The organism is Bifidobacterium biavatii DSM 23969 (genome assembly GCF_000741165.1).
Lineage (GTDB): Bacteria > Actinomycetota > Actinomycetes > Actinomycetales > Bifidobacteriaceae > Bifidobacterium > Bifidobacterium biavatii.
This window is the reverse complement of record NZ_JGYN01000034.1, coordinates 68,192-87,819: the sequence shown is the minus strand read 5'-3', so window position 1 is coordinate 87,819 and position 19,628 is coordinate 68,192. Positions and strand designations below refer to the sequence as shown.

The window sequence follows — 19,628 nt, the reverse complement described above, 5'->3', positions numbered from 1 at the left end:
CGGGGCGGCGCTTACTTGCGGCCGGCGAGGTGCTTGATGGCCTTCCAGGCGGCCTGCGAGAGCGCATAGTAGCCGAGCGACGGGTCGTTCGCGGCCAGCGGGGAACGCAGAGCCTTGTTCATCATTTCTTCGTCCATCATGATGGACTCCTTTCCGTGTCATGCCGTTTTGAACGGTTGGTTTTCAGTTGCTCTATCTTCGGTTATGGCTCCAGCATATGTCGCCTCGCCTTGCCGCGCATGCCGATTTCGTCGTATCTTTGTCATATTCATCGGGTTTCACGATGATATTTACATTCTGTTCACGTATGTGACGAAACCATGACGAACATAGACGACTCCACGCCACACGACATCACGCAACGTCGCACAAACGCAAAAGGGCTCCCCTCGCAATCATGCGAGAGAAGCCCCCCCTGGCAACGCCGAAACGTTGCGGATCAGCCGCGCGCCGCTACTGCCCCTGCGCCACGCGGATCATCGCGTACTGCGACTCGTAGAGCCGGTAGTACGCGCCCTTGTCCTTGAGCAGCTCCTTGTGCGAGCCGTGCTCGACGATCTGGCCGTGGTCGATGTAGAAGATCTCGTCCGCGTTCTCGATCGTGGACAGACGGTGCGCGATGATGAAGCTCGTGCGGCCCTTGAGCAGGTGCGCAAGGCCCGCCTGCAGCGCCTCTTCGGTGCGCGTGTCGATGTTCGACGTCGCCTCGTCGAGGATCAGGATGCGCGGGTCGGCGAGCAAAACCCTGGCGAACGCGATGAGCTGGCGCTGGCCAGCCGACAGGGTCGAGCCGCGCTCCTCCACCACCGTGTCGTAGCCGTCGGGCAGCTCCATGATGAACTCGTGCGCGTGCACGGCCTTCGCCGCCGCCTCGATCTCCTCGTCGGTCGCGTCGAGCTTGCCGTAGCGGATGTTCTCGCGCACGTTGCCGGAGAAGATGAACGTGTCCTGCAGCATGACGCCCATCTGCTTGCGCAGCGATTCGAGCGTCACGTCACGCACGTCGTAGCCGTCGATCGTGACCGAGCCTTCCGACACGTCGTAGAAGCGCGACAGCAGGCTGATGATCGTCGTCTTGCCGGCGCCGGTCGGGCCGACGAGCGCGATCGTCTTGCCCGGCTCGACGTGGAAGTCGACCAGGTTGAGGATGTTGCGGCCGCCCTCCTCGTAACGGAACACGACGTCGTTGAAGTCGACCTTGCCGCGGATCTGCGGCAGGTCGACCGCGTTTGGCTTGTTCTCGATCTCCGGCACCACGTCGAGCGTCTCAAAGATGCGCTCGAGGTACGCGGAGCAGGTGATGAGCTGGTTGTAGAAGTTGCCGATGTTGATGACCGGGTTCCAGAAGTTGTTCGCGTAGCCGACGAACGCGATGAGCACGCCCGTGGTCACGTTCACGCCACCGAAGCCGGTCACGCCCACGAAGTAGATGAACGCGATGGTCATCACGGAGATGGTCTGCACGCCCGGCCACATGAGGAACTGGATGTGCACGGCCTTCATCCACGCGGAACGCACCTCGCCCTGCTGCTGCTGGAACGTTTCGAACTGAGACTTCTCCTGCGCGAACGTCTGCGTGGTCTTCACGCCGGCAATCGACTCGTGGATGTACGCGTTGAGGTTCGACTGCTTGTTGGACAGCTTCTGGAAGGCCCGGCGCTGGAAGATCTTGAGCACGTACACCCAGATGATGAGCGCGGGGAACAGCACGAGGCTCCACAGCGCGAGCTTCCAGTCGATCACGAACATCACCACGAGCGTGATGATGAACGTGAACACGTCGGAGATCACGTTGATCAGGCCCGACGAGAGCGTGTCCGACAGCGTGTTCACGTAGTTGACCACGCGGATGAGGATCTTGCCGTGCGGGCGCGAGTCGAAGTAGCTGAACGGCAGCGTCTGGATGTGCGTGAAGATGTCGCGACGCATGTCCTTGAGCATGAGCTGGCCGACGCGCGTGATGGACACGGTGCGGTAGCGCAGGCAGAGCTCGTAGACGACGATCAGGCAGGCGAGCAGTCCGGCGAGCGTGCCGAGCTGGCCGAGGTCCTTGTGCGGGATCGCCTCGTCGATCATGATTTTGGTCAGGTACGGCACGGACACGGCGATGCAGCTCATCGACACGACGACGATGAGGATGCGGGCCACCTGCCCGAGGTACGGTTTGAGATAGTTGCCGACGCGCAGGATGTCGTGGAAGTTGATGGACTCCTCGAGTTCCTCATCCTCGCGGTACGTATTGCGTTGTGCCATGATTCCTTATCCTTGGGAATGCTTTGGTCTTGCTTGTTGCTTGGCGTTGGGCGACGTTGGCCGGCGCGATCCGCGGATCAGTAGCCCTGCGCGGCGCCGGACTGCAGGCCCAGCTGCTTGTGGTAGATCTCCCAGTAGCGTCCGTGCGCGGCGACGAGCTCCTCGTGCGTGCCGCGTTCGACGATGCGGCCGTGTTCGAGCACGAGGATCAGGTCGGAGTCCTTGACCGACGAGATGCGGTGCGCGATCGTGATGATCGTCTTGCCGCCGTCCATTTCGCGCAGGTGCTGCTGGATTTCCGCTTCGGTTTCCATGTCCACGGCCGACGTCGTGTCGTCCATGATCAGGATGCTCGGATCGTCCGCGAGCGCGCGGGCGAGCGACAGGCGCTGCTTCTGGCCGCCGGACAGGCCGACGCCGCGTTCGCCGACGACCGTGTTGTAGCCTTCCGGCATGGACTGGATGAAGCTGTCCGCGCCGGCGATGCGGGCCATGCGCTGGATGTAGCGTTCGTCGTGGGCCGCGTCGTTGTTCGCGCCGAAGCCGATGTTGCTGCCGATCGTGTCGGAGAACAGGAACGTGTCCTGCGCGACGATGCACACTTGCGAGCGCAGCGTGGCGAGCGGCCAGTCGCGCGCGTCGATGCCGTCGATGAGCACGTGGCCGACGGTCGGGTCGTAGAAGCGCGAGATGAGGTTGACGAGCGTGGACTTGCCCGCGCCGGTTTCGCCGAGGATGCCGAGCTTGCTGCCCGCCGGGATGGAGAAGTCGATGTCCTTGAGGATCGGCGTGTCCGGGTCGTCGGGGAACGCGAAGCTGACGTGGTCGAAGCGGATTTCGCCGCTGATGCGGTCGGGGGTCGGCGGATGCGCCGCGCCGACCTGTTCGGCGATGGTCACGGCCTGCTTGACGGCGGCCTCCGCGTCGGGCTTTTCGACGATGCGCGACTGTGCTGTCAGGAGCTTCCTGATCTTGATACAGCTGGCGTTGAAGCGCTGCCAGTCGTTGATGAGCCAGCCGGACTGTCGGACGGGGCCGTCGATCATCCACAGGAACGAGTTGAAGCTGACGAGGTTGCCGAGCGTCATGTTGCCGGTGATGACCAGATAGCCGCCGAAGCCGAGCGTGATGAGCTGCAGGCTGAAGCCGAGGCCGTCGAGCCACGGCATGTACTTGCGCGAGTTGTACGCGAGCGCCATGTTGCGCTGCATGTAGTCGTCGTTGTGCTCGTCGAACTTCTGCGTTTCGTACGGTTCGCGCACGAACGCCTTGACGACGCGATTGCCTTCGATGTTCTCCTCGACCATCGAGTTGAGGCTTGCGAGCGAGTTGCGGATCGCGAAGAACAGCGGGTGGGCGTGCGTGGACAGGCCGCGCGTGAGGATGAAGATGAACGGCGTGACGCAGGCAAGCGCGAGCGCGAGTCGCCAGTCGATCGAAAACATGACGCACAGCGCGCCGATGAACATGACCACGCAGTCGAGCACGTTGTAGCTCACCCAGCTCAGCGCGTGGCGGATGGCGTCGGTGTCGGAGGTCAGGCGGCTCATGATGTCGCCGGTGCGCGTGTGGTTGAAGTATGTGAAGTCGAGTTCGTGCAGCTTCTCGTATTCGTCGGAGACGAGACGGTAGACGGAGTTCTGGCCGAAGCGTTCCATCCACATCTGATAGCCGTATCGGGAGCCGACGCGGATGATGGTGAACACGATCATGAGCATGCACAGGTGCGCGAGCCGTTCGGTGTGGCCCTGCGTGATGACCTGGTCGACGAGCATGCCGGAAAGGAGCGGGATGGTCAGCGCCATCGTGTTGTTCGCGCAGAACAGTACGAGCGCTCCCGCCACGCGCGGAAGGTCGGGTTTGCAGTAGGGCAGGATCCAACGCAGATTGCCCTTGTCTTGGTTTTTCGTCGGGTCGACGTACATGTGAGGAAATCCCCGCATTCTTGTTTGTTTGCTTGTGGTTACTGTGCGGCTTCTCCCACCGCACGCGGCATTCGCTGCCGCCACGATTCACGACCGTCGTGTTTCTCGAGTATTCCGCAACCGACGCTCTCCTCGCCGGCCGAAACCCCTGTTCGGATTCGCAAACGCCGTCTAGTCTATGCGAACGGCAGGTGATTTCAACCCGTTGATTCCGTGCGTGTTGCCGCGACTTTGCAACGATTCAACCCCTTTTCCGCCCGTCGCGAAATCAAGGATTCGCGCCGCGCGCGATGCCGCGTTTGCCAGCGGCACTGGTGTGCCGCATTCTCTCCCTCAGTCCGCCTGCGGCGGCCAGCTCCCTCGTCAGAGGGAGCTCCTGCGACATCAATGCCGTTGCATGGTATCGGCGCCGTCGGAGCCACAGGAGCCCCTTCGGCTGAGGGGGCTGTCAGCCGCTAGGCTGACTGGGGGAGCGTCACGGCGCAATAGCGCCGTCAATACGCTCAGCATCGCGCGCAGCGCGATTCCGGATACAAGAAAGGGTCCCTGAAGCGAACTGCAGGGACCCTTCCCGATGCCCTAAGTAGAAGTTGGTTCCTCGCGCGTTATGCGCGGATCATGCTCACTTCTGCCAGCCGATGTTCTCCCAGTGCTTGGTCTGGAAGCCGGCGGGGCCGTAGTTGGCGAGGCCCTTCTTGACGGCGACGTAGCTCGGCGGGGTGTCCGTCGGGATGGTGCCGTAGAGCTCGAACGCGGCGGCCTCGGCCTTGTTGCCGGCCTCGACAGCCTTATCGTTATCTTCGATGGTGCCCGGGATGGCGGCGAGCTTGTCGACCTCGTCGGAACCGATCTGCGCGTAGTTGGACGGCGAGTCAGAGCCGTAGAGCTGGACGATGGAGGTCTGGCCGAACGGGTTGGTCGCGGACCAGCCCATGCCCATCACTTCGTAGTTGTGCTTGGACATATCGTCGGACCACTGCGAGGTGGCGCGGTTGTCGACCTTCACCTTGATGCCGGCCTTCTTCATCATGGCCTGGTAGGCGAGGGCCTTGGCCTTGGTGGTGGAGTAGTCGCCGTAGTAGACGTAGGAGACCTCGACGGTCTTGCCGTCCTTCGCGTAGTAGCCATCGGAGCCGAGCTTGTAGCCGGCGTCTTCCATGGTCTTCTTGGCGGCGTCGACGCTGTACTTCTGGGCGTCGGCCGGGAGGTTGTTCTTGTAGCCCTTCTGGAACTGCAGGAAGACCTCAGAGCCCGGGCGCTCCGGGTTCCAGTCCATGCCCTGGTAGGCGATCTTGTTCCAGGTCTCGTTGTCGAACGCCTGGCTGATGGCCTTGCGCACGGCGATGTCCTTCAGGGCGCCGGCCTTGGTGTTGTAGGTGAACACGTAGGTGGCCAGCGAGTAGCCGAGGCGCAGCTGGATGTCCTTCATGCTCTTGATGGCGGCCAGGTTGTCCTTGGAGCCAGCGGAGATGGAGTCAAGCTCGCCGTTCTTGAAGGCGTTGAGCGCGGCGGCGTCCTCCATGTACTTGAAGGTGATCTTCTCCAGCTTCGGCTTCTCGCCCCACCACTTCTCGTTCGGGACGAACACGGTGCTGTCCTTGTCGGTGGACTGCACCTTGAACGGGCCGGCGGCCCACTCGTTGTGCGGGTTGTCGATCCAGCCGGAGGTGTAGGTCTTGGCGTCCAGCGAGTTGTGGTTCAGCAGGTTCTGGAACAGCGCCTGGTACGGATAGTACGGCTCGGAGAAGGTGACCACGGCCTGCTTGTCGCTGGTACCGGCCTTGACGCTGGCGATCTTGTCGTAGCCGTCGGTGGAAGCCGGGGTGTAGTTAGCGTCCTTGCCGTTGGAGGTCTTCCAAGTGGACTCGAAGTCCTTCCAAGTGATGTCGGTACCGTCGTTCCACTTGGCCTTCGGGTTGATGTCGTAGGTCACAACCAGCGGATCAGAGCTGGTGACCTCGACCTTGGACAGGAAGTCCGGGTTCGGGGAGACTTCGCCGTCAGCGGTGTAGTCCCACAGCTGCGGCATGTAGAGCTGCCAGAAGGTGCCCATGTACAGCGTGTTGCCGTCGGTGTTCAGGGAGTTCCAGTTGGCGGTGTAGGTGGTGCCCAGCGTCAGGGTGCCGCCGTCCTTGATGTTGTCGCGCTCCTGCGGGTTGTTGTAGGTCTTGGACGCGTCCGGGGTCGGAAGGGTGCCCTTCCAGTTGGCGATGTCGATGCCCTCGGCCGGCTCCTCCTGAGTGGAGGCGGTGGTGTTGCTGCCGTTGTCAGAGCTGTTGGTGTTGGAGTTGTTCGCACCGCAGCCGGACAGCAGCATGGCCACTGCCGACACGACGGCGCCAGCCGCAAACAGGCGCTCCTTCATCGAGTTAGTCATTGAATAATCCTCTCAATCTTCCACCGGCGGCGTATCGCAGCCGGCACCTCGGCCTTTCCCGAACGGCAAACCGTCCGAAGTGCAGTCGCCGCGTTGCCGCGGCGGCGCTCGCGTCCAGCCGACCGATGGGCTGTCCGCAATTCCGGGCCTGACTTTATCGCCCTTGTGTTAACAGAAATCGTTAACGTGGACGAAACCATCAAGTTCTGGGGTTCATTGTTCCTGACCCCACACCCCAACGGCTCGGAATGTCCACGAAGCGGATGCCCCTTGTCCATTTATGGGATAGATCACACGCCACCACAGCATCGTCGCAACATGCAAAAGCCCGGCAATCCCCGAAACGTTTCGGGGATTGCCGGGCTCATATCGGAGTATCACTCAGGCTCAGGCCATCGCGGCGAAGTGGCAGGCGACCTGACGGTCCTCGCCGGACCACTGGTGCAGCTTCGGCGGCTGCGTGTCGCACATGCGGCGCTGTTCCTCGCTCAGTGTAAGGCGCAGCGGGCAGCGGGACGCGAACGGGCAGCCCTCGATCTTCTCGGTCGGGCTGGGCAGTTCGCCCTGCAGCACGATGCGGTTGTGCGTGCGCTCGTACTGCGGGTCCGGCGCGGGCATGGCGCTCAGCAGGGCCTCGGTGTACGGGTGCAGCGGATGGTCGAAGATGTCGTCGGTCGGGCCGAGCTCCACGATGCGGCCGAGGTACATGACCGCGACGCGGCTGGAGATGTGGCGGATGACCGACAGGTTGTGGGCCACGAACAGGTAGGCGACGCCGAGCTTGTTCTGCAGGTCTTCGAGCAGGTTGATCACGCCGGCCTGAATGGACACGTCGAGCGCGGAGACCGGCTCGTCGAGCAGGATCAGCTGCGGGTTCACGGCAAGCGCACGCGCGATGGCGATGCGCTGACGCTGGCCGCCGGAGAACTGAGTCGGGAAGCGGTCGACCTGATCCGGGTTGAGTTCGACGAGCTTCATGAGCTCGTCGATGCGCGTGTTGATCTCGGCCTTGCTCTTGTGCAGCACCTTGAGCGGCTCGGCGAGGATGTCGTAGACGGGCAGACGCGGGTCGAGCGAGCTCATCGGGTCCTGGAACACGTACTGGACGTGGCTGTGCAGGTCGCGCTTGGTCTGGCGGCTCATCTTTTCGCCGACCTTCTGGCCGAACAGCGTGATCGAACCGGACTCGGGCTTCTTGAGGTCCATGATCTCGAGCAGCGTGGTCGACTTGCCGGAGCCGGACTCGCCCACGAGCGCGACGGTCTCGCCCTCGCGCACGTCGAGCGTCACGTCGTCGACGGCCTTGACCACGCCGATCTTGCGGCGCAGGAATCCGCCGGAAGTCAGCGGGAACGTCTTCTTCAAATCCTTGACGTCGAGCACCACCGCACGGTCCTCGCGCGGCACGCCGTCGAACTTGGACTTAATACCCTCGCCCACCTGGTACACGTCGCGGAACGTGAGGTTCTTCGCAACGATCTCGCCGGAACGGTAGCAGGCGGCCACCTGGCCGTCGCGGCCGACCACGGGCAGCAGATCCGGCTCGGCGGTGCGGCACTTGTCCTCGGCCATGGGGCAGCGCGGCGCGAACGGGCAGCCCTTGGGCAGGTTGACGAGGTTCGTCGGCGAACCCGGGATCGGCACGAGTCGGCTGGACTTGCTCTTGTCCGGGCGCGGCACGGCGCCCAGCAGGCCCATGGTGTACGGCATGACCGGACGGTAGAAGATGTCGTCGACCGAGCCCTTTTCGACCGGGCGGCCGGCGTACATGATGATGATCTCGTCGGCGATGCCGGCGATCACGCCCAGATCGTGCGTGATGAAGATCAGGGCCGCGCCCGTCTCCTGCTGCGCCTTCTTGAGCACGTCGAGCACCTGAGCCTGGATCGTCACGTCCAGTGCGGTGGTCGGCTCGTCGGCGATGATCACGTCGGGGTCGTTGGCGATGGCCATGGCGATGACCACGCGCTGGCGCATGCCGCCGGAGAACTGGTGCGGATACGACTTGAGGCGCTCCTCCGCGTTCGGGATGCCGACGAGGGTGAGCAGTTCGATGGAGCGCTTGCGAACGTCCTCGGCGCTCATCTTCGGGTTGTGGATGGTCAGGGCCTCGGCCATCTGCTCGCCGATGCTGAACACCGGGGTCAGGGCCGAGAGCGGGTCCTGGAAGACCATCGCGATGCCCTTGCCACGGATCTTGCTCATCTCGGCGTCGGTCTTGGTGAGCAGCTCCTCGCCGTGATAGGTGATGGAGCCCTCGACCTTGGCGTTGGAGTCCAGCAGGCCCATGATCGACATGGACGTGACGGACTTGCCGGAGCCAGACTCGCCGATGATGCCGAGCGTCTCGCCGCGGTGCAGCTGGAAGTTCATGCCGCGCACGGCGCGGACGGTGCCGGCCTCGGAGGCGAAGCTGACGCGCAGGTCCTTGACCTCGAGCACCGGGGCGCTCTTGTCGTTCGGATCGTACGTCGACTTGCTCGCGAGCGTTTCGCTCGCCGCCGGGACGGCCGGGGTCTGGGCGGCGTCGGCCGCGGGCTTGGTTTTGCGGAACATATTCATGGTGATTGCCTACCTCACTTGGCCTTACTTGGCCTTGCCGCCGGAGCGGGAGTACGGGTCGATGGCGTCGCGCAGGCCGTCGCCGATCAGCTGGACGGAGAAGGTGACCATGATCAGCACGATGGACGGGAAGATGAGCACCCACGGGGCGGTGAGCACCACGGACTGGCCGTCGTTGAGCAGCGTACCCAGCGAGGTGTCCGGGGCCTTGATGCCGAGGCCGAGGAAGCTCAGCGAGGTTTCGGAGCCGACCGCACCGACCACGCCGAGCACCGTGTTGATGATGAGCACGGAGCCGAGGTTCGGCACGAGGTGGCGCAGGATGATGCGGAACGAGCCGACGCCCATGAACTTGGCCGCGCGCACGTAGTCGAGCTCGCGCAGGCTCATGGTCAGCGTGCGCAGGACTCGCGCGTAGCCGATCCAGCCGAACGCGACGAGGCCGAAGATCAGCCACAGCCAGCCGCTCATGCCGGCCGAGGAACGCACGATCATGGCGATGAGCAGGAAGGACGGGACGACGAGCAGCATGTCGAGGATCCACATGCCGATGCGCTCGACCCAGCCCTGGAAGAAGGCGATGGAGGTGCCGATGATCGCGGCGAGGATGGTGGTGCCGATGGAGCTGATGATGCCGATGGCGAGCGAACGGCCGAGGCCGCGGACCACCATGGCGTACATGTCGGAGCCGCCGCCGGTGGTGCCGAACCAGTGCTCGGAATTCGGCGCGGTGCCCAGCGACAGGAAGTCGAGGTCCTCGTAGTGCCACTTGCCGAACTTGGAGCCGACGAGGGCGAAGATGACGAGCAGGATGAGCATGACGAGGCCCACCACCGCGGACGGGCGGCGGAAGAAGCGGCGCACGTACAGCGTCATGCGGCCGGTGCGCTTGAACTCGCCTTCGGCCTTGTTGTTGCCGTCGACCGCCTTGGCCTCCTCGTCGAGGACGGCGTCGGCCACAGCCGCGTCCTGCGGGTCGAGGTCGAGCTGGGCTTCCGCGGTTTCGGATTTCGCGTTGTTCGCGTTGTCAGTTGCCATGATCGTTGTTCCTTTCCGCGTCAGCTCAGGCGAATGCGCGGGTCGAGCCACGCCGCGAGGATGTCGGCGAGCAGGGCGCCGGTCAGCGTGCACACGCCGCCGAACGCGGCGATGCAGACCGAGCCGTTGATGTCGTTGCCGTTGATCGCGGTCACGAAGTAGCGGCCGAGGCCGTTGACGGCGAACACCGTTTCGGTGATGACCGCGCCGGTGAACACGCCGGTGATCGAGAACGCGATGTTCACGGTGGTCGGGATGAGGGATGTGCGCAGCGCGTGCTTGCGGATGGCCTGGTTGAGCGTCAGGCCCTTGGCGCGGGCCGTGCGCACGTAGTCGGAGTTCATCGAGTCGAGCAGGTAGGTGCGCTGGGTCAGGTGGTAGCTCACGGTGCCCGGGATGGCCATGACGATCGTCGGCAGGATGATGTGCTGCAGGAAGTCGAGCAGCCACAGGAACGGGTTGGAGCCCTGATACGACGACAGGCCCGTCACGTAGAAGATACGCGTGCCGACGCCGTTGTTGATCGCGATGGCGATGAGCACGACGAACAGGCCGAGCACGGCCGGCGGGATGACGAGGAAGAAGGTCGCGATGATGTTCAGCGTGCGGTCCTGCCACTTGTACTGGCGGATGGCCGTGTACACGCCGATGCTCACGCCGGCGACGATGCCGATGATCGTGGCGAGCGTGACGAGCTCCACGGACGTCCAGATACGCGACGCGATGGCCGGGCCGACCGGCGACTGGTCAGGCGCCAGACCCCAGTCCCAACGCGTGAAAATGGCCTTCAGCCAGCGGAAATAGCGGACGAGAATCGGGGTCTGGTCGTTGATGTTGGCCAGATCCAGCGAATGGTTGATGGACGCAATCGGCGGATGCGGATGACGATCCATATAGTTTGAGCGCGGATCCATGAACGCGCTGGCGAGGAAGTACGTCATCGACACTGCCACAAACAGCATGACGACATAGTTCACAATGCGCTTGACGATGTACTTGAGCACCTTCACCTCCCGAAAATGACTATAGGAATAATACCCCGGTCACTATGTCCCCAAAGTCGAATCCAACATGTGAGACGACCCATTGACACATAGTCGGAACGGCGGTATTGGCTCAACCCCCGCAAACTAAGGCCACAGGAACAGTTTGTAAATTTTTGGTTTCATCTTGCTGTAAGGGGCCGACCTAGACTGGCTGAGGCGCTCATTTGGCGACCATAGGTATTGACAAGACAGACCAAATCGTATATGGAGGCATGACTTCATGACCAGCGACGCATCGGCGATCAAGCCGGAACTGCTGCGCGAATACAGCGAGTCATTCAACAAGGATCGAGCGAACCTCATCGCCGCGGACGCAGCCGTCTCGGCGGGCGTGCTCAAGGCCGCCACGGACTACCGCGGCGTGCGCGAACTGCCGCGCGACTTCTCGGTCGAACTCAAGCAGGGATCCATCACCAACCAGGAGCACTCCGGCCGCTGCTGGATGTTCGCGTCGCTCAACACGCTGCGCTATGAACTCATGCACCGCTGGAACCTCGAGGACTTCGAGTTCTCCGAGACCTACCTGTTCTTCTGGGATGCGATGGAGAAGTCCAACACGTACCTCGAGAACGTGCTCGCCACGCTTGACGAGCCGACCGATAGCCGCACGTTCGACGCCGTGAACGCCGGCCCGTCCGACGACGGCGGCTGGTGGCAGATGTTCGCCGCGCTCGTCAACAAGTACGGCCTAGTGCCCAAGAGCGCGTACCCGGAGTCCGCGAACTCGCGCAACTCCTCCGACTTCAAGCAGTACCTCAACTCCAAGCTGCGCGAGTTCGCGCGCGACCTGCGCCGCCGCCACGCCGCCGGCGAGGGCCTCGACGCGCTGCGCGCCGCCAAGGACGAGCAGATGTCCGTCGTCTACCGCTTCTGCGCGATCGCGCTCGGCGAGCCGCCGGCCAAGTTCGACTGGGCCGCCTACACCAAGGACGACAAGGACAAAGACGGCAAGGGCTGCTGCAAGTCCGACGACAAGTGCGGCAAGCAGGACGGCTGCAAGTGCGGCGACGAGTGCAAGTGCGAGGCCGACGGCAAGTCGTGCACGTGCGGCGAGAAGTCCGGCGACAAGAAGCACTCCGGCATCGACGATCGTCCGGTCATCCGCGAGACCGGCATCACGCCGCTCGAGTTCTACAAGAAGTACGTGCCGGTCGACGTCAACGACTTCGCGTCGCTGTGCAACTCGCCGATGGCTGCCACGCCGTTCGGCAAGCGCTACGTCATCAAGTTCAGCGCGAACGTCGCGGAAGCCGGCGACATGGAGTTCGTCAACGTGCCGCTTGACGTGTTCAAGAAGGCCGCGATCGACCAGCTCACCGCCGGCCACCCGATCTGGTTCGCCTGCGACTGCACGCAGTTCGCGCTGCGCCACGACGGCTTCTTCGACCAGTCCGTCGTGCGCGTCGACCAGCTGTTCGGCACCGAGTTCACGCTCGACAAGGCCGACGGCCTCGAATACTCCGACAGCCCGAGCAACCACGCCATGACCTTCACCGGCGTGAACATCGAAGGCGGCAAGCCGAACCGCTGGAAGGTCGAGAACAGCTGGGGCAAGGACAACGGCAAGGACGGCTACTACGTCATGTCCGACGCGTGGTTCGACCGCTTCGTCACCGAGATCATCATCCGCAAGGAATACCTCGACGACGCCACGCGCGAGCTGCTGACCGCCGAACCGGTCGTGCTCGAGCCTTGGCAGCCGCTCACTAAGCGCTGCATCTGATCCCGACTCCCATTGGAGACAACGCAGCAAGGCCCCATTGCCACAACAGGCAATGGGGCCTTATGTATGTATGCGCGCAGCCGCAGGAGAGAAACGGCCGAAGCCGCACGGCCGTGCGCAAGTTTTAATCGGCTCCTAATCAGCCGATGTGGCGCTCGAAGCGCTTGAAGCCGAGGATGTCGTCGATCTGCTTGAGCGCGTCGGCCGGGATCTCCACGCCGGAGGCGGCGATGTTCGACTCGAGCTGGCTCGGCTTGCTCGCGCCGACGATCACCGAGCTGATCACCGGCAGACGCAGGATCCACGCCAGCGCCAGCACCGGCATCTTCACGCCGAGCTCGTCGGCGATCTTGCTCAGCCGCTCGACCTTGTCGAGGTTCTCGTCGGTGAGCAGGTTGTTGATCTGGTGATCGGACTGCCACGTCGCACGCGAGCCGGCCGGCAGCGGCTGGCCCTTGCGGTACTTGCCGGTCAGCAGGCCCTGCGCGAGCGGCGAGAACGGCGTGATGCCGATGCCGTAGCGCTCGCACGTCTCGACGATCTCATGCTCGATGTAACGGTCGACCATGTTGTACTGCGGCTGGACCACGGTCAGCGGATGCAGGCCGCGCTCGGAGATGATGCGCTCGGCGCGCTCGAGACGCGCGGCGCTCCACTCCTCGGACACGCCGTAGTACAGGATCTTGCCCTGGTCGACAAGGTCGCTGAGCGCCTGCAGCGTCTCCTCGAGCGGCGTGGTCGTGTCGAAACGGTGGCAGTAGTACAGGTCGATGTAGTCGGTGCCGAGGTTCTTCAGGCTACGCTCGCAGTTGTTGAAGATGTGCTTGCGGCTCAGGCCACGGCCGTTGACGCTCTTGCCGGTGCCGAAGAAGACCTTGCTGGAGATAACCACGTCCTCGCGGTCGTGCTTGGCGATGAAGCGGCCGAGGAAGCGCTCGGCGTCGCCGCCCGAGTACGCGTCCGCGCAGTCGTAGAAGTTGACGCCGGCGTCGAACGCGGCGTCGGCGATGGCCATCGCGTTGTCGACGGCGGCGGTGTCCTCGAGGCGAGTCATCCAGCTGCCGAGGGCGATCTCGCTGACCTTGATGCCGGCTTTGCCTACGTTGCGATATTTCATGGTGTTGCTCCGTTTCCGGTGTTGCCCGTTATTCGTGGTATCCTCGCGCCGCATCGTTCGCGGCGTCGTTCTTGAATCGTGTCGTAACACACTGTAGAGGTTCAACCCCACTTGAACGCAACCCGGCGACACGCCGAACGCGCAAAAGCCCCCGCCGGATGGATTCCCTGCAAATCCGGCGGGGGCAGTCTTTGTGCGGAAGCGATCGCGCGCGGAAACGACCCGCGCGACGCGCCTCGGTCCTAGCGGCGGGTCATCTCCTCCTCAATCTCCTCGAGCGACTTGCCCTTGGTCTCGGGCACGAAGCGCATCACGAACGGAATCGACAGCAGCGAGAACACGCCGAAGATCGCGAACGGGCCGCCCACATTGTTGCCGAACGCGGCGAGCAGCATCAGGAAGAACTGGGAGACGATGAAGTTGCCCAGCCAGTTCGCGGCCGAACCGAACGACGAGCCGATGCCGCGCACGGACAGCGGGAAGATCTCGCCGATGAGCACCCACGCGATCGGACCCCACGAAATCGCGAAGCCGAGGATGTAGAACGCGATCAGGATCATCGTCGGCACGGCGAGCACAGCCACGTCGCCCACGAAGTTCATCACGGCGAGGATCGCGAGCGCGACAGTCATGACGACGGAGCCGAAGATCAGCATCTTCTTGCGCGGGAACTTGTCCATGATCATCGTCGCGACGATCGTGGAGACGAAGTTGACCACACCGATGCCGACCGACACCCAGATCGCGTCGCCTTCGGGGAAGCCGAAGCCCTTGATGAACACCTGCGGCAAGAAGTAGATAACCGAGTTGATGCCGACCAGCTGCTGGAAGAGCATGATGCCGACGGCCGCGACGAGCGCCGGCTTGGCGATGCGGAACAGTTCGCGCACGCCGCCCTTGGTGTCCTGCGCGGCGACTTCCTTGATCTCGTCGAGTTCGAGCTGCACCTGTGCCTGGTCGACATCCTTGCGGATGAGCGTGAGCACCTTGAACGCGTTGCGCTCGTCGCCCTTGTTCACCAGGTAGCGCGGGGATTCGGGCAGCAGCAGGCCGCCGATGAGCAGCAGCGCGGCCGGCACGAGCGCCGAGCCGAGCATCCAGCGCCAGTCGCGGACCCCAAGCAGGTTGTGGTTCAGGAAGCCGAGGTTGGAGGCGTACGCAAGCAGGATGCCGAACGTGATCATGAGCTGGAACAGCGTGGACAGCGATCCGCGGCGCTCCTTCGGCGCGAGTTCGGCGAGGTAGGCCGGGGTGAGCGCGGACGCTGCGCCGACCGCAAGGCCGAGGATGATGCGCGCGGCGACCATCATCAGGAAGCCGGTGGACGTGGCGCACATGCCCGAGCCGATCAGGAAGAGGATCGCGGAGACGATGAGCAGCTTCTTGCGACCGAAGCGGTCGGACAGCGCGCCGATCGACAGCGCACCCGCGCACGAGCCGATGAGTACGGACGACGTGATGAAGCCGGTCTGTGAGACAGTCAGGCCGAAGTCGGCCTCGATGAGCGGCGACGCGCCGGAGATGATGCCGGTGTCGAAGCCGAACAGCATGCCGCCGAGCGCGCCGAACGTGAAGATGAACGCGCTGTTCATCGGGAATCGCGTGGAGAACGCGCGCGATTCCGCCTGTTCGATCGCCGTCGCAGCCGCGTTCGCGCCTTCCGCCACGGTGTCGATCGTGTCCTTGAATTCGGTTGATTCGGTTGATGCCGATGATGCAGTCGTCGTTGCCATGTCCCGTCCTTCCGTCGTCTTTGATTTCGGCCGAAACGAAAAAAGACCTGAGACAACGCAGTGCGCATCATCGTCGCCGATGATGAGCTGCGCCGTCTCAGGTCTTGCCTCGTTCGGAGTAACAACCCTGTTCACTGCGTTTATGTTTGGTGCTTAACAGCATAAGGCCAGTCGGCCCGCGACACTCCGGGGAACAGAAAAATTTTGCAATCGATTACCCGCGGAATACCAACGTTTCTCAAGCATCACTTACGTCAATCGTTTGCCTTGCTTGCCGCACTGTCATAGGGGAACGGCGGCACCGGCGCAAGAGCACGCGCACACAAAAAGAAACCCGGCGGGAGAGAAAACCGCCGGGTGAGAGAGAAGAGAGAAGAAGGGTTTCAGTTATGGGGTCCTACCCGAACCTCGCCACCGGCCGTAACCGTTGACATGAACTATATAACCGCCGGTTTCTGTGAGGAACGATGCGCGTTCCTCACAAAATCCTGAGAACTCTGTGACGGGTTTGTGGGCTCTTCGCATTTTGGCATGTAAGGGCTGTTGGCTGATGATGCGTGGCTTAGCTTAGTGTGTGCATGAACGGTACATGTATGCGGCTTATGACCGTGCTCAATGACCCGTCTATGCCCACGCTTCCGTATATGAACCGGATATGCCCACGATTATCAGACCAAATGATCCGCTTCCACCCACACCCGACACGGGTTCGGTCTCCGAACCGGTTTTCGGTGCGGATAATGATCCACTTATGCTCACACCCGATATTGAATGAAACTGATTCACTGTGTCCGTCGGACGTGGTGTGGGCGGGCACGGTACATTTGTGCGATCGTGTGCACCAACCGTGTGCAATGCGGCGAGGGGCATCCGCAACTCGCGGATGCCCCTCGCAACGCCGGTATGGCGCCTGTCGGACTGCCTACTTGTTGAGCTCGGCCTTGGCGGCGGCGAGGCGCTTGGCCTCAGCCTCCTTGCGGGCGGCCAGCTCGGCGTCGAAGCGGGCGAGCTCCTCGGCCACGGCCTCCTGCGGGATCTTCGCGAAGATCGGCGAAGGCTTGGCCACCGGGGCGCCGACCACGATCTCCTCGCGCTGCCACGGGTGCACGGTTTCGCCCAGCTTGTAATCGCCGGTGATGATCGGGTATTCGAAGCCCGGCTTGTCGAGATCCTCGACCTCCTCGATGCGCGGCAGCGGCGAGAACGTGCCAGTGCCGCCGAGCGCCTCCCACACCTTCTGCGCAGAGTGCGGCAGGAACGGCGCAAGCAGGTGGTTCGCGTCGGACACGGCCTGCGCGGCCACGTGCAGCACGGTGCCGAGGCGCGCCGGATTGTCCTTGATCTTCCACGGTTCGGTGGCGGAGATGTACTTGTTGATGTCGCCGACGACCTTCATGGCCTCGTTCAGCGCGCCCTTCTGGCGATGATGCTCGATCAGGCCGCCGACGGTAGCGAACGCGGCGTTCGTCTCGTCGAGCAGCGCACGGTCCTCGTCGGTCAGGGACGCCTCGTCGATCGCCGGGATCTCGCCGAAGTTCTTGTTGATAAGGTTCGCGACACGGTTGACCAGATTGCCCCACGAGGAAGCGAGCTCCTCGTTGTTGTGGCGCACGAACTCGGCCCACGTGAAGTCGGAGTCGGAGGATTCCGGACCGGCCACGGAAATGTAGTAGCGCACCGCATCCACGGGGTAGCGGGCGAGGATGTCCTTGACGTAGATGACGATGCCGCGCGAGGAGGAGAACTTCTTGCCCTCCATCGTCATAAACTCGGAGGCCACGACCTGTTCGGGCATGTTGAGCGGGCCGTACTCGCCGGTCTCGCCGCCCTTGGAGCCCTGGCCGTTGTACGCGAGCATTTCGGACGGCCAAATCTGGGAATGGAACGTGATGTTGTCCTTACCCATGAAGTAGTAGGCCGGGGACGCCGGGTCGTTCCACCACGCGCGCCACGCCTCCGGGTCGCCCTTGCGGCGAGCCCATTCGATCGACGCCGACAGGTAGCCGATCACCGCGTCGAACCACACGTACAGCTTCTTGTTCGGGTTGTCGATCCAGCCGGCGACCGGAACCGGGATGCCCCAGTCGATGTCACGCGTGATCGCGCGCGGCTTAACCTCTTTGAACAGGCCGATGGAGAAGTTGATGACGTTCGTGCGCCAGCCGGTACGGGTTTTGAGCCACGCGAGGTTCGCGTCGGCGAGCGCCGGCAGGTCGAGGAAGTAGTGTTCGGTCTCCTCGAAGCGCGGGGTTTCGCCGTTGATCTTGGAGACGGGGTTGATGAGCTCGTCCGGGTCGAGCTCGTTGCCGCAGGCGTCGCACTGATCGCCGCGCGCGCCCTCGGTGTGGCAGATCGGGCACTCGCCCTCGATGTAGCGGTCGGGCAGGGTGCGGCCGGTGGACGGCGAGATCGCGACCTTCTGCGTGCCCTTGTAGATGTAGCCGTTCTTGAGGCACTGCTTGAACAGTTCCTGCACCACGTGCTCGTGGTTGCCGGTGGTAGTGCGCGTGAACAGGTCGTAGCTCAGGCCGAGATCGCACAAATCCTTGGCGATCACGCGGTTGTAGCGGTTGGCGAGCTCCTGCGCGGTCACGCCTTCCTTCTCGGCTTCGACGAGGATCGGGGTGCCGTGCTCGTCGGTGCCGGACACCATCAGGACGTCGTTGCCCTTCATGCGCTCGTAGCGCGCGTAGACGTCGGACGGCACACCGAAGCCGGCGACGTGGCCGATATGACGGGGGCCGTTCGCGTACGGCCATGCAACATTCACCAGAATATGACTCATAGTCCTTGATTATCAGGCTCAGCGGGGACAGGGGCCGCCGTTTGCCTACCGTTCCGCCGGTCCCACGCCCGGCCGCGTCATCGGTCGCTTTCGCCGACGGTCGCCGACGACTGCACGGCATATGCGCGGCGTAGGCGACACGCCCGGCCTGGCCTGCCGCTCGACGTTACGATCGGCGCGACACGCACGGATTATGCCGTCGTCGCATATCGCGAGAGTCGCGGAATGGCGGCGATCGCGCGCCGCATCCACGGCGTTATCCACAATGCGCGTCATATCGTCGTTTTTATCCACATATCCACATTTTCAGCCGTCACGGTAGCGGAAACAGGCCGGCGCCGATAGCGTCAACGACATGAACGCACCTACCAAATGCGCCGCACGCCCGGCGCACGGCACACACGACAAGCGCACGGAACGCAGCGCGCACAGCAGCGCACGCGCGCCCGGCAACCTGTCCGCGGCGCTGCCATTGTCGATGCTCCCGCACGACAAGCCACCGACCGCCAAACCGCTGCTGGGCGGCAAGGACCTGCCCGGACCGCTCAGCCTGACCGCACTGTCCGACTACGGCATGATGACGCGACTGGACGAAACGAACGGATACCAGATGGACCACGCCGGCACGCTGTTCGGCCGCGCGTCCATCGCAGCCCGCATCGCGCCGCGCAACACGACCGTCTGCGCGCTCACCGCCGCATGGGTGTGGATCGGCGGGCATTTTCCCGACACCGTGGACGTTATTTCCCGATCGCACTATCGCGCGGCCGTGCATAATCGCCGCATCCGCGTGTTCAACCGGAAAAGCCCGCGGGAACAGGTCATGCGGGTCGGCGACGCGCACGTCACCACGCCGGCGCGCACGGCCTGCGACCTCGTGCTCCTGCCGGAATATCAGGAATATCAAGGCAACGGCGACGCCATGGACCAGATCGTCGTCGACATCATGCTCGAATATCGCGTCAGCGCCGACGACTGTTTGGACATACTCGAACGCAACCCGTTCTGGCCGCGCGCCACGTTCGGCCGCGAACTGTTCACCGCGTGGAGCCGCGGATGACGCGCCGGA

The 19,628-nt window shown here is 63.4% G+C and carries 12 protein-coding genes; 2 read left to right on the top strand and 10 right to left on the bottom strand.

Annotation, left to right across the window (positions count from 1 at the left end; translation table 11 throughout):
• Positions 1-11: 11 nt before the first annotated feature.
• The 7 genes from BBIA_RS15080 to BBIA_RS11545 all read right to left on the bottom strand — a co-directional run bounded on the left by BBIA_RS15080 (position 12) and on the right by BBIA_RS11545 (position 11,159).
• The gene (locus BBIA_RS15080) at positions 12-140 is read right to left on the bottom strand and encodes a hypothetical protein (protein ID WP_274518586.1); all 129 of its coding nucleotides are present in this window, start codon (positions 138-140) and stop codon (positions 12-14) included.
• Positions 141-453: 313 nt separating this feature from the next.
• Entirely contained in the window at positions 454-2,253 is a 1,800-nt protein-coding gene (locus BBIA_RS11570; protein WP_033494131.1) for an ABC transporter ATP-binding protein, read from the bottom strand.
• A gap of 77 nt (positions 2,254-2,330) precedes the next feature.
• Entirely contained in the window at positions 2,331-4,178 is a 1,848-nt protein-coding gene (locus BBIA_RS11565) for an ABC transporter ATP-binding protein (RefSeq protein ID WP_033494129.1), read from the bottom strand.
• A 622-nt stretch (positions 4,179-4,800) separates the two neighbouring features.
• The gene (locus tag BBIA_RS11560) at positions 4,801-6,555 is read right to left on the bottom strand and encodes an ABC transporter family substrate-binding protein (protein ID WP_081892366.1); all 1,755 of its coding nucleotides are present in this window, start codon (positions 6,553-6,555) and stop codon (positions 4,801-4,803) included.
• Between the two features lie 387 nt (positions 6,556-6,942).
• Positions 6,943-9,117 carry a dipeptide ABC transporter ATP-binding protein gene (locus BBIA_RS11555; protein ID WP_081892364.1) on the bottom strand — a complete coding sequence of 725 codons (2,175 nt, stop codon included), beginning with the start codon at positions 9,115-9,117 and terminating at the stop codon, positions 6,943-6,945.
• A gap of 24 nt (positions 9,118-9,141) precedes the next feature.
• Positions 9,142-10,155, bottom strand: coding sequence for an ABC transporter permease (locus tag BBIA_RS11550; RefSeq protein ID WP_081892362.1), 1,014 nt, complete (start codon positions 10,153-10,155; stop codon positions 9,142-9,144).
• A 20-nt stretch (positions 10,156-10,175) separates the two neighbouring features.
• Complete coding sequence (locus tag BBIA_RS11545) at positions 10,176-11,159, bottom strand: ABC transporter permease (RefSeq protein ID WP_033494125.1); 984 nt, start codon at positions 11,157-11,159, stop codon at positions 10,176-10,178.
• Positions 11,160-11,421: 262 nt separating this feature from the next.
• On the opposite strand from BBIA_RS11545, the gene BBIA_RS11540 reads away from it, so the two are divergent.
• A complete protein-coding gene (locus BBIA_RS11540; protein WP_033494123.1) occupies positions 11,422-12,924 on the top strand; it encodes a C1 family peptidase in 1,503 nt (500 codons plus the stop codon).
• Positions 12,925-13,063: 139 nt separating this feature from the next.
• Here the strand turns inward: BBIA_RS11540 and BBIA_RS11535 are convergent, their stop codons facing one another.
• From BBIA_RS11535 to metG, 3 genes are all read right to left on the bottom strand, one after another.
• A complete protein-coding gene (locus BBIA_RS11535) occupies positions 13,064-14,041 on the bottom strand; it encodes an aldo/keto reductase family protein (RefSeq protein WP_033494121.1) in 978 nt (325 codons plus the stop codon).
• 242 nt (positions 14,042-14,283) lie between these two features.
• Positions 14,284-15,774, bottom strand: a complete 1,491-nt coding sequence (locus BBIA_RS11530; protein WP_338010490.1) for a sugar porter family MFS transporter — start codon at positions 15,772-15,774, stop codon at positions 14,284-14,286.
• A gap of 922 nt (positions 15,775-16,696) precedes the next feature.
• Positions 16,697-18,559 carry a methionine--tRNA ligase gene (metG, locus tag BBIA_RS11525; protein ID WP_033494119.1) on the bottom strand — a complete coding sequence of 621 codons (1,863 nt, stop codon included), beginning with the start codon at positions 18,557-18,559 and terminating at the stop codon, positions 16,697-16,699.
• 355 nt (positions 18,560-18,914) lie between these two features.
• Between metG and BBIA_RS11520 the strand changes: the two genes are divergently transcribed.
• On the top strand, positions 18,915-19,619 hold the full coding sequence (locus tag BBIA_RS11520; RefSeq protein ID WP_152600543.1) for a hypothetical protein: 705 nt from the start codon (positions 18,915-18,917) through the stop codon (positions 19,617-19,619).
• Positions 19,620-19,628 lie beyond the last annotated feature (9 nt).

Bases quoted from the DNA above. Each gene is read 5' to 3' on its own strand.
- BBIA_RS15080 (WP_274518586.1), bottom strand. From the start codon at position 140: ATGATGGACGAAGAAATGATGAACAAGGCTCTGCGTTCCCCGCTGGCC.
- BBIA_RS11570 (WP_033494131.1), bottom strand. From the start codon at position 2,253: ATGGCACAACGCAATACGTACCGCGAGGATGAGGAACTCGAGGAGTCC.
- BBIA_RS11565 (WP_033494129.1), bottom strand. From the start codon at position 4,178: ATGTACGTCGACCCGACGAAAAACCAAGACAAGGGCAATCTGCGTTGG.
- BBIA_RS11560 (WP_081892366.1), bottom strand. From the start codon at position 6,555: ATGACTAACTCGATGAAGGAGCGCCTGTTTGCGGCTGGCGCCGTCGTG.
- BBIA_RS11555 (WP_081892364.1), bottom strand. From the start codon at position 9,117: ATGAATATGTTCCGCAAAACCAAGCCCGCGGCCGACGCCGCCCAGACC.
- BBIA_RS11550 (WP_081892362.1), bottom strand. From the start codon at position 10,155: ATGGCAACTGACAACGCGAACAACGCGAAATCCGAAACCGCGGAAGCC.
- BBIA_RS11540 (WP_033494123.1), top strand. From the start codon at position 11,422: ATGACCAGCGACGCATCGGCGATCAAGCCGGAACTGCTGCGCGAATAC.
- BBIA_RS11535 (WP_033494121.1), bottom strand. From the start codon at position 14,041: ATGAAATATCGCAACGTAGGCAAAGCCGGCATCAAGGTCAGCGAGATC.
- BBIA_RS11530 (WP_338010490.1), bottom strand. From the start codon at position 15,774: ATGGCAACGACGACTGCATCATCGGCATCAACCGAATCAACCGAATTC.
- metG (WP_033494119.1), bottom strand. From the start codon at position 18,559: ATGAGTCATATTCTGGTGAATGTTGCATGGCCGTACGCGAACGGCCCC.
- BBIA_RS11520 (WP_152600543.1), top strand. From the start codon at position 18,915: ATGAACGCACCTACCAAATGCGCCGCACGCCCGGCGCACGGCACACAC.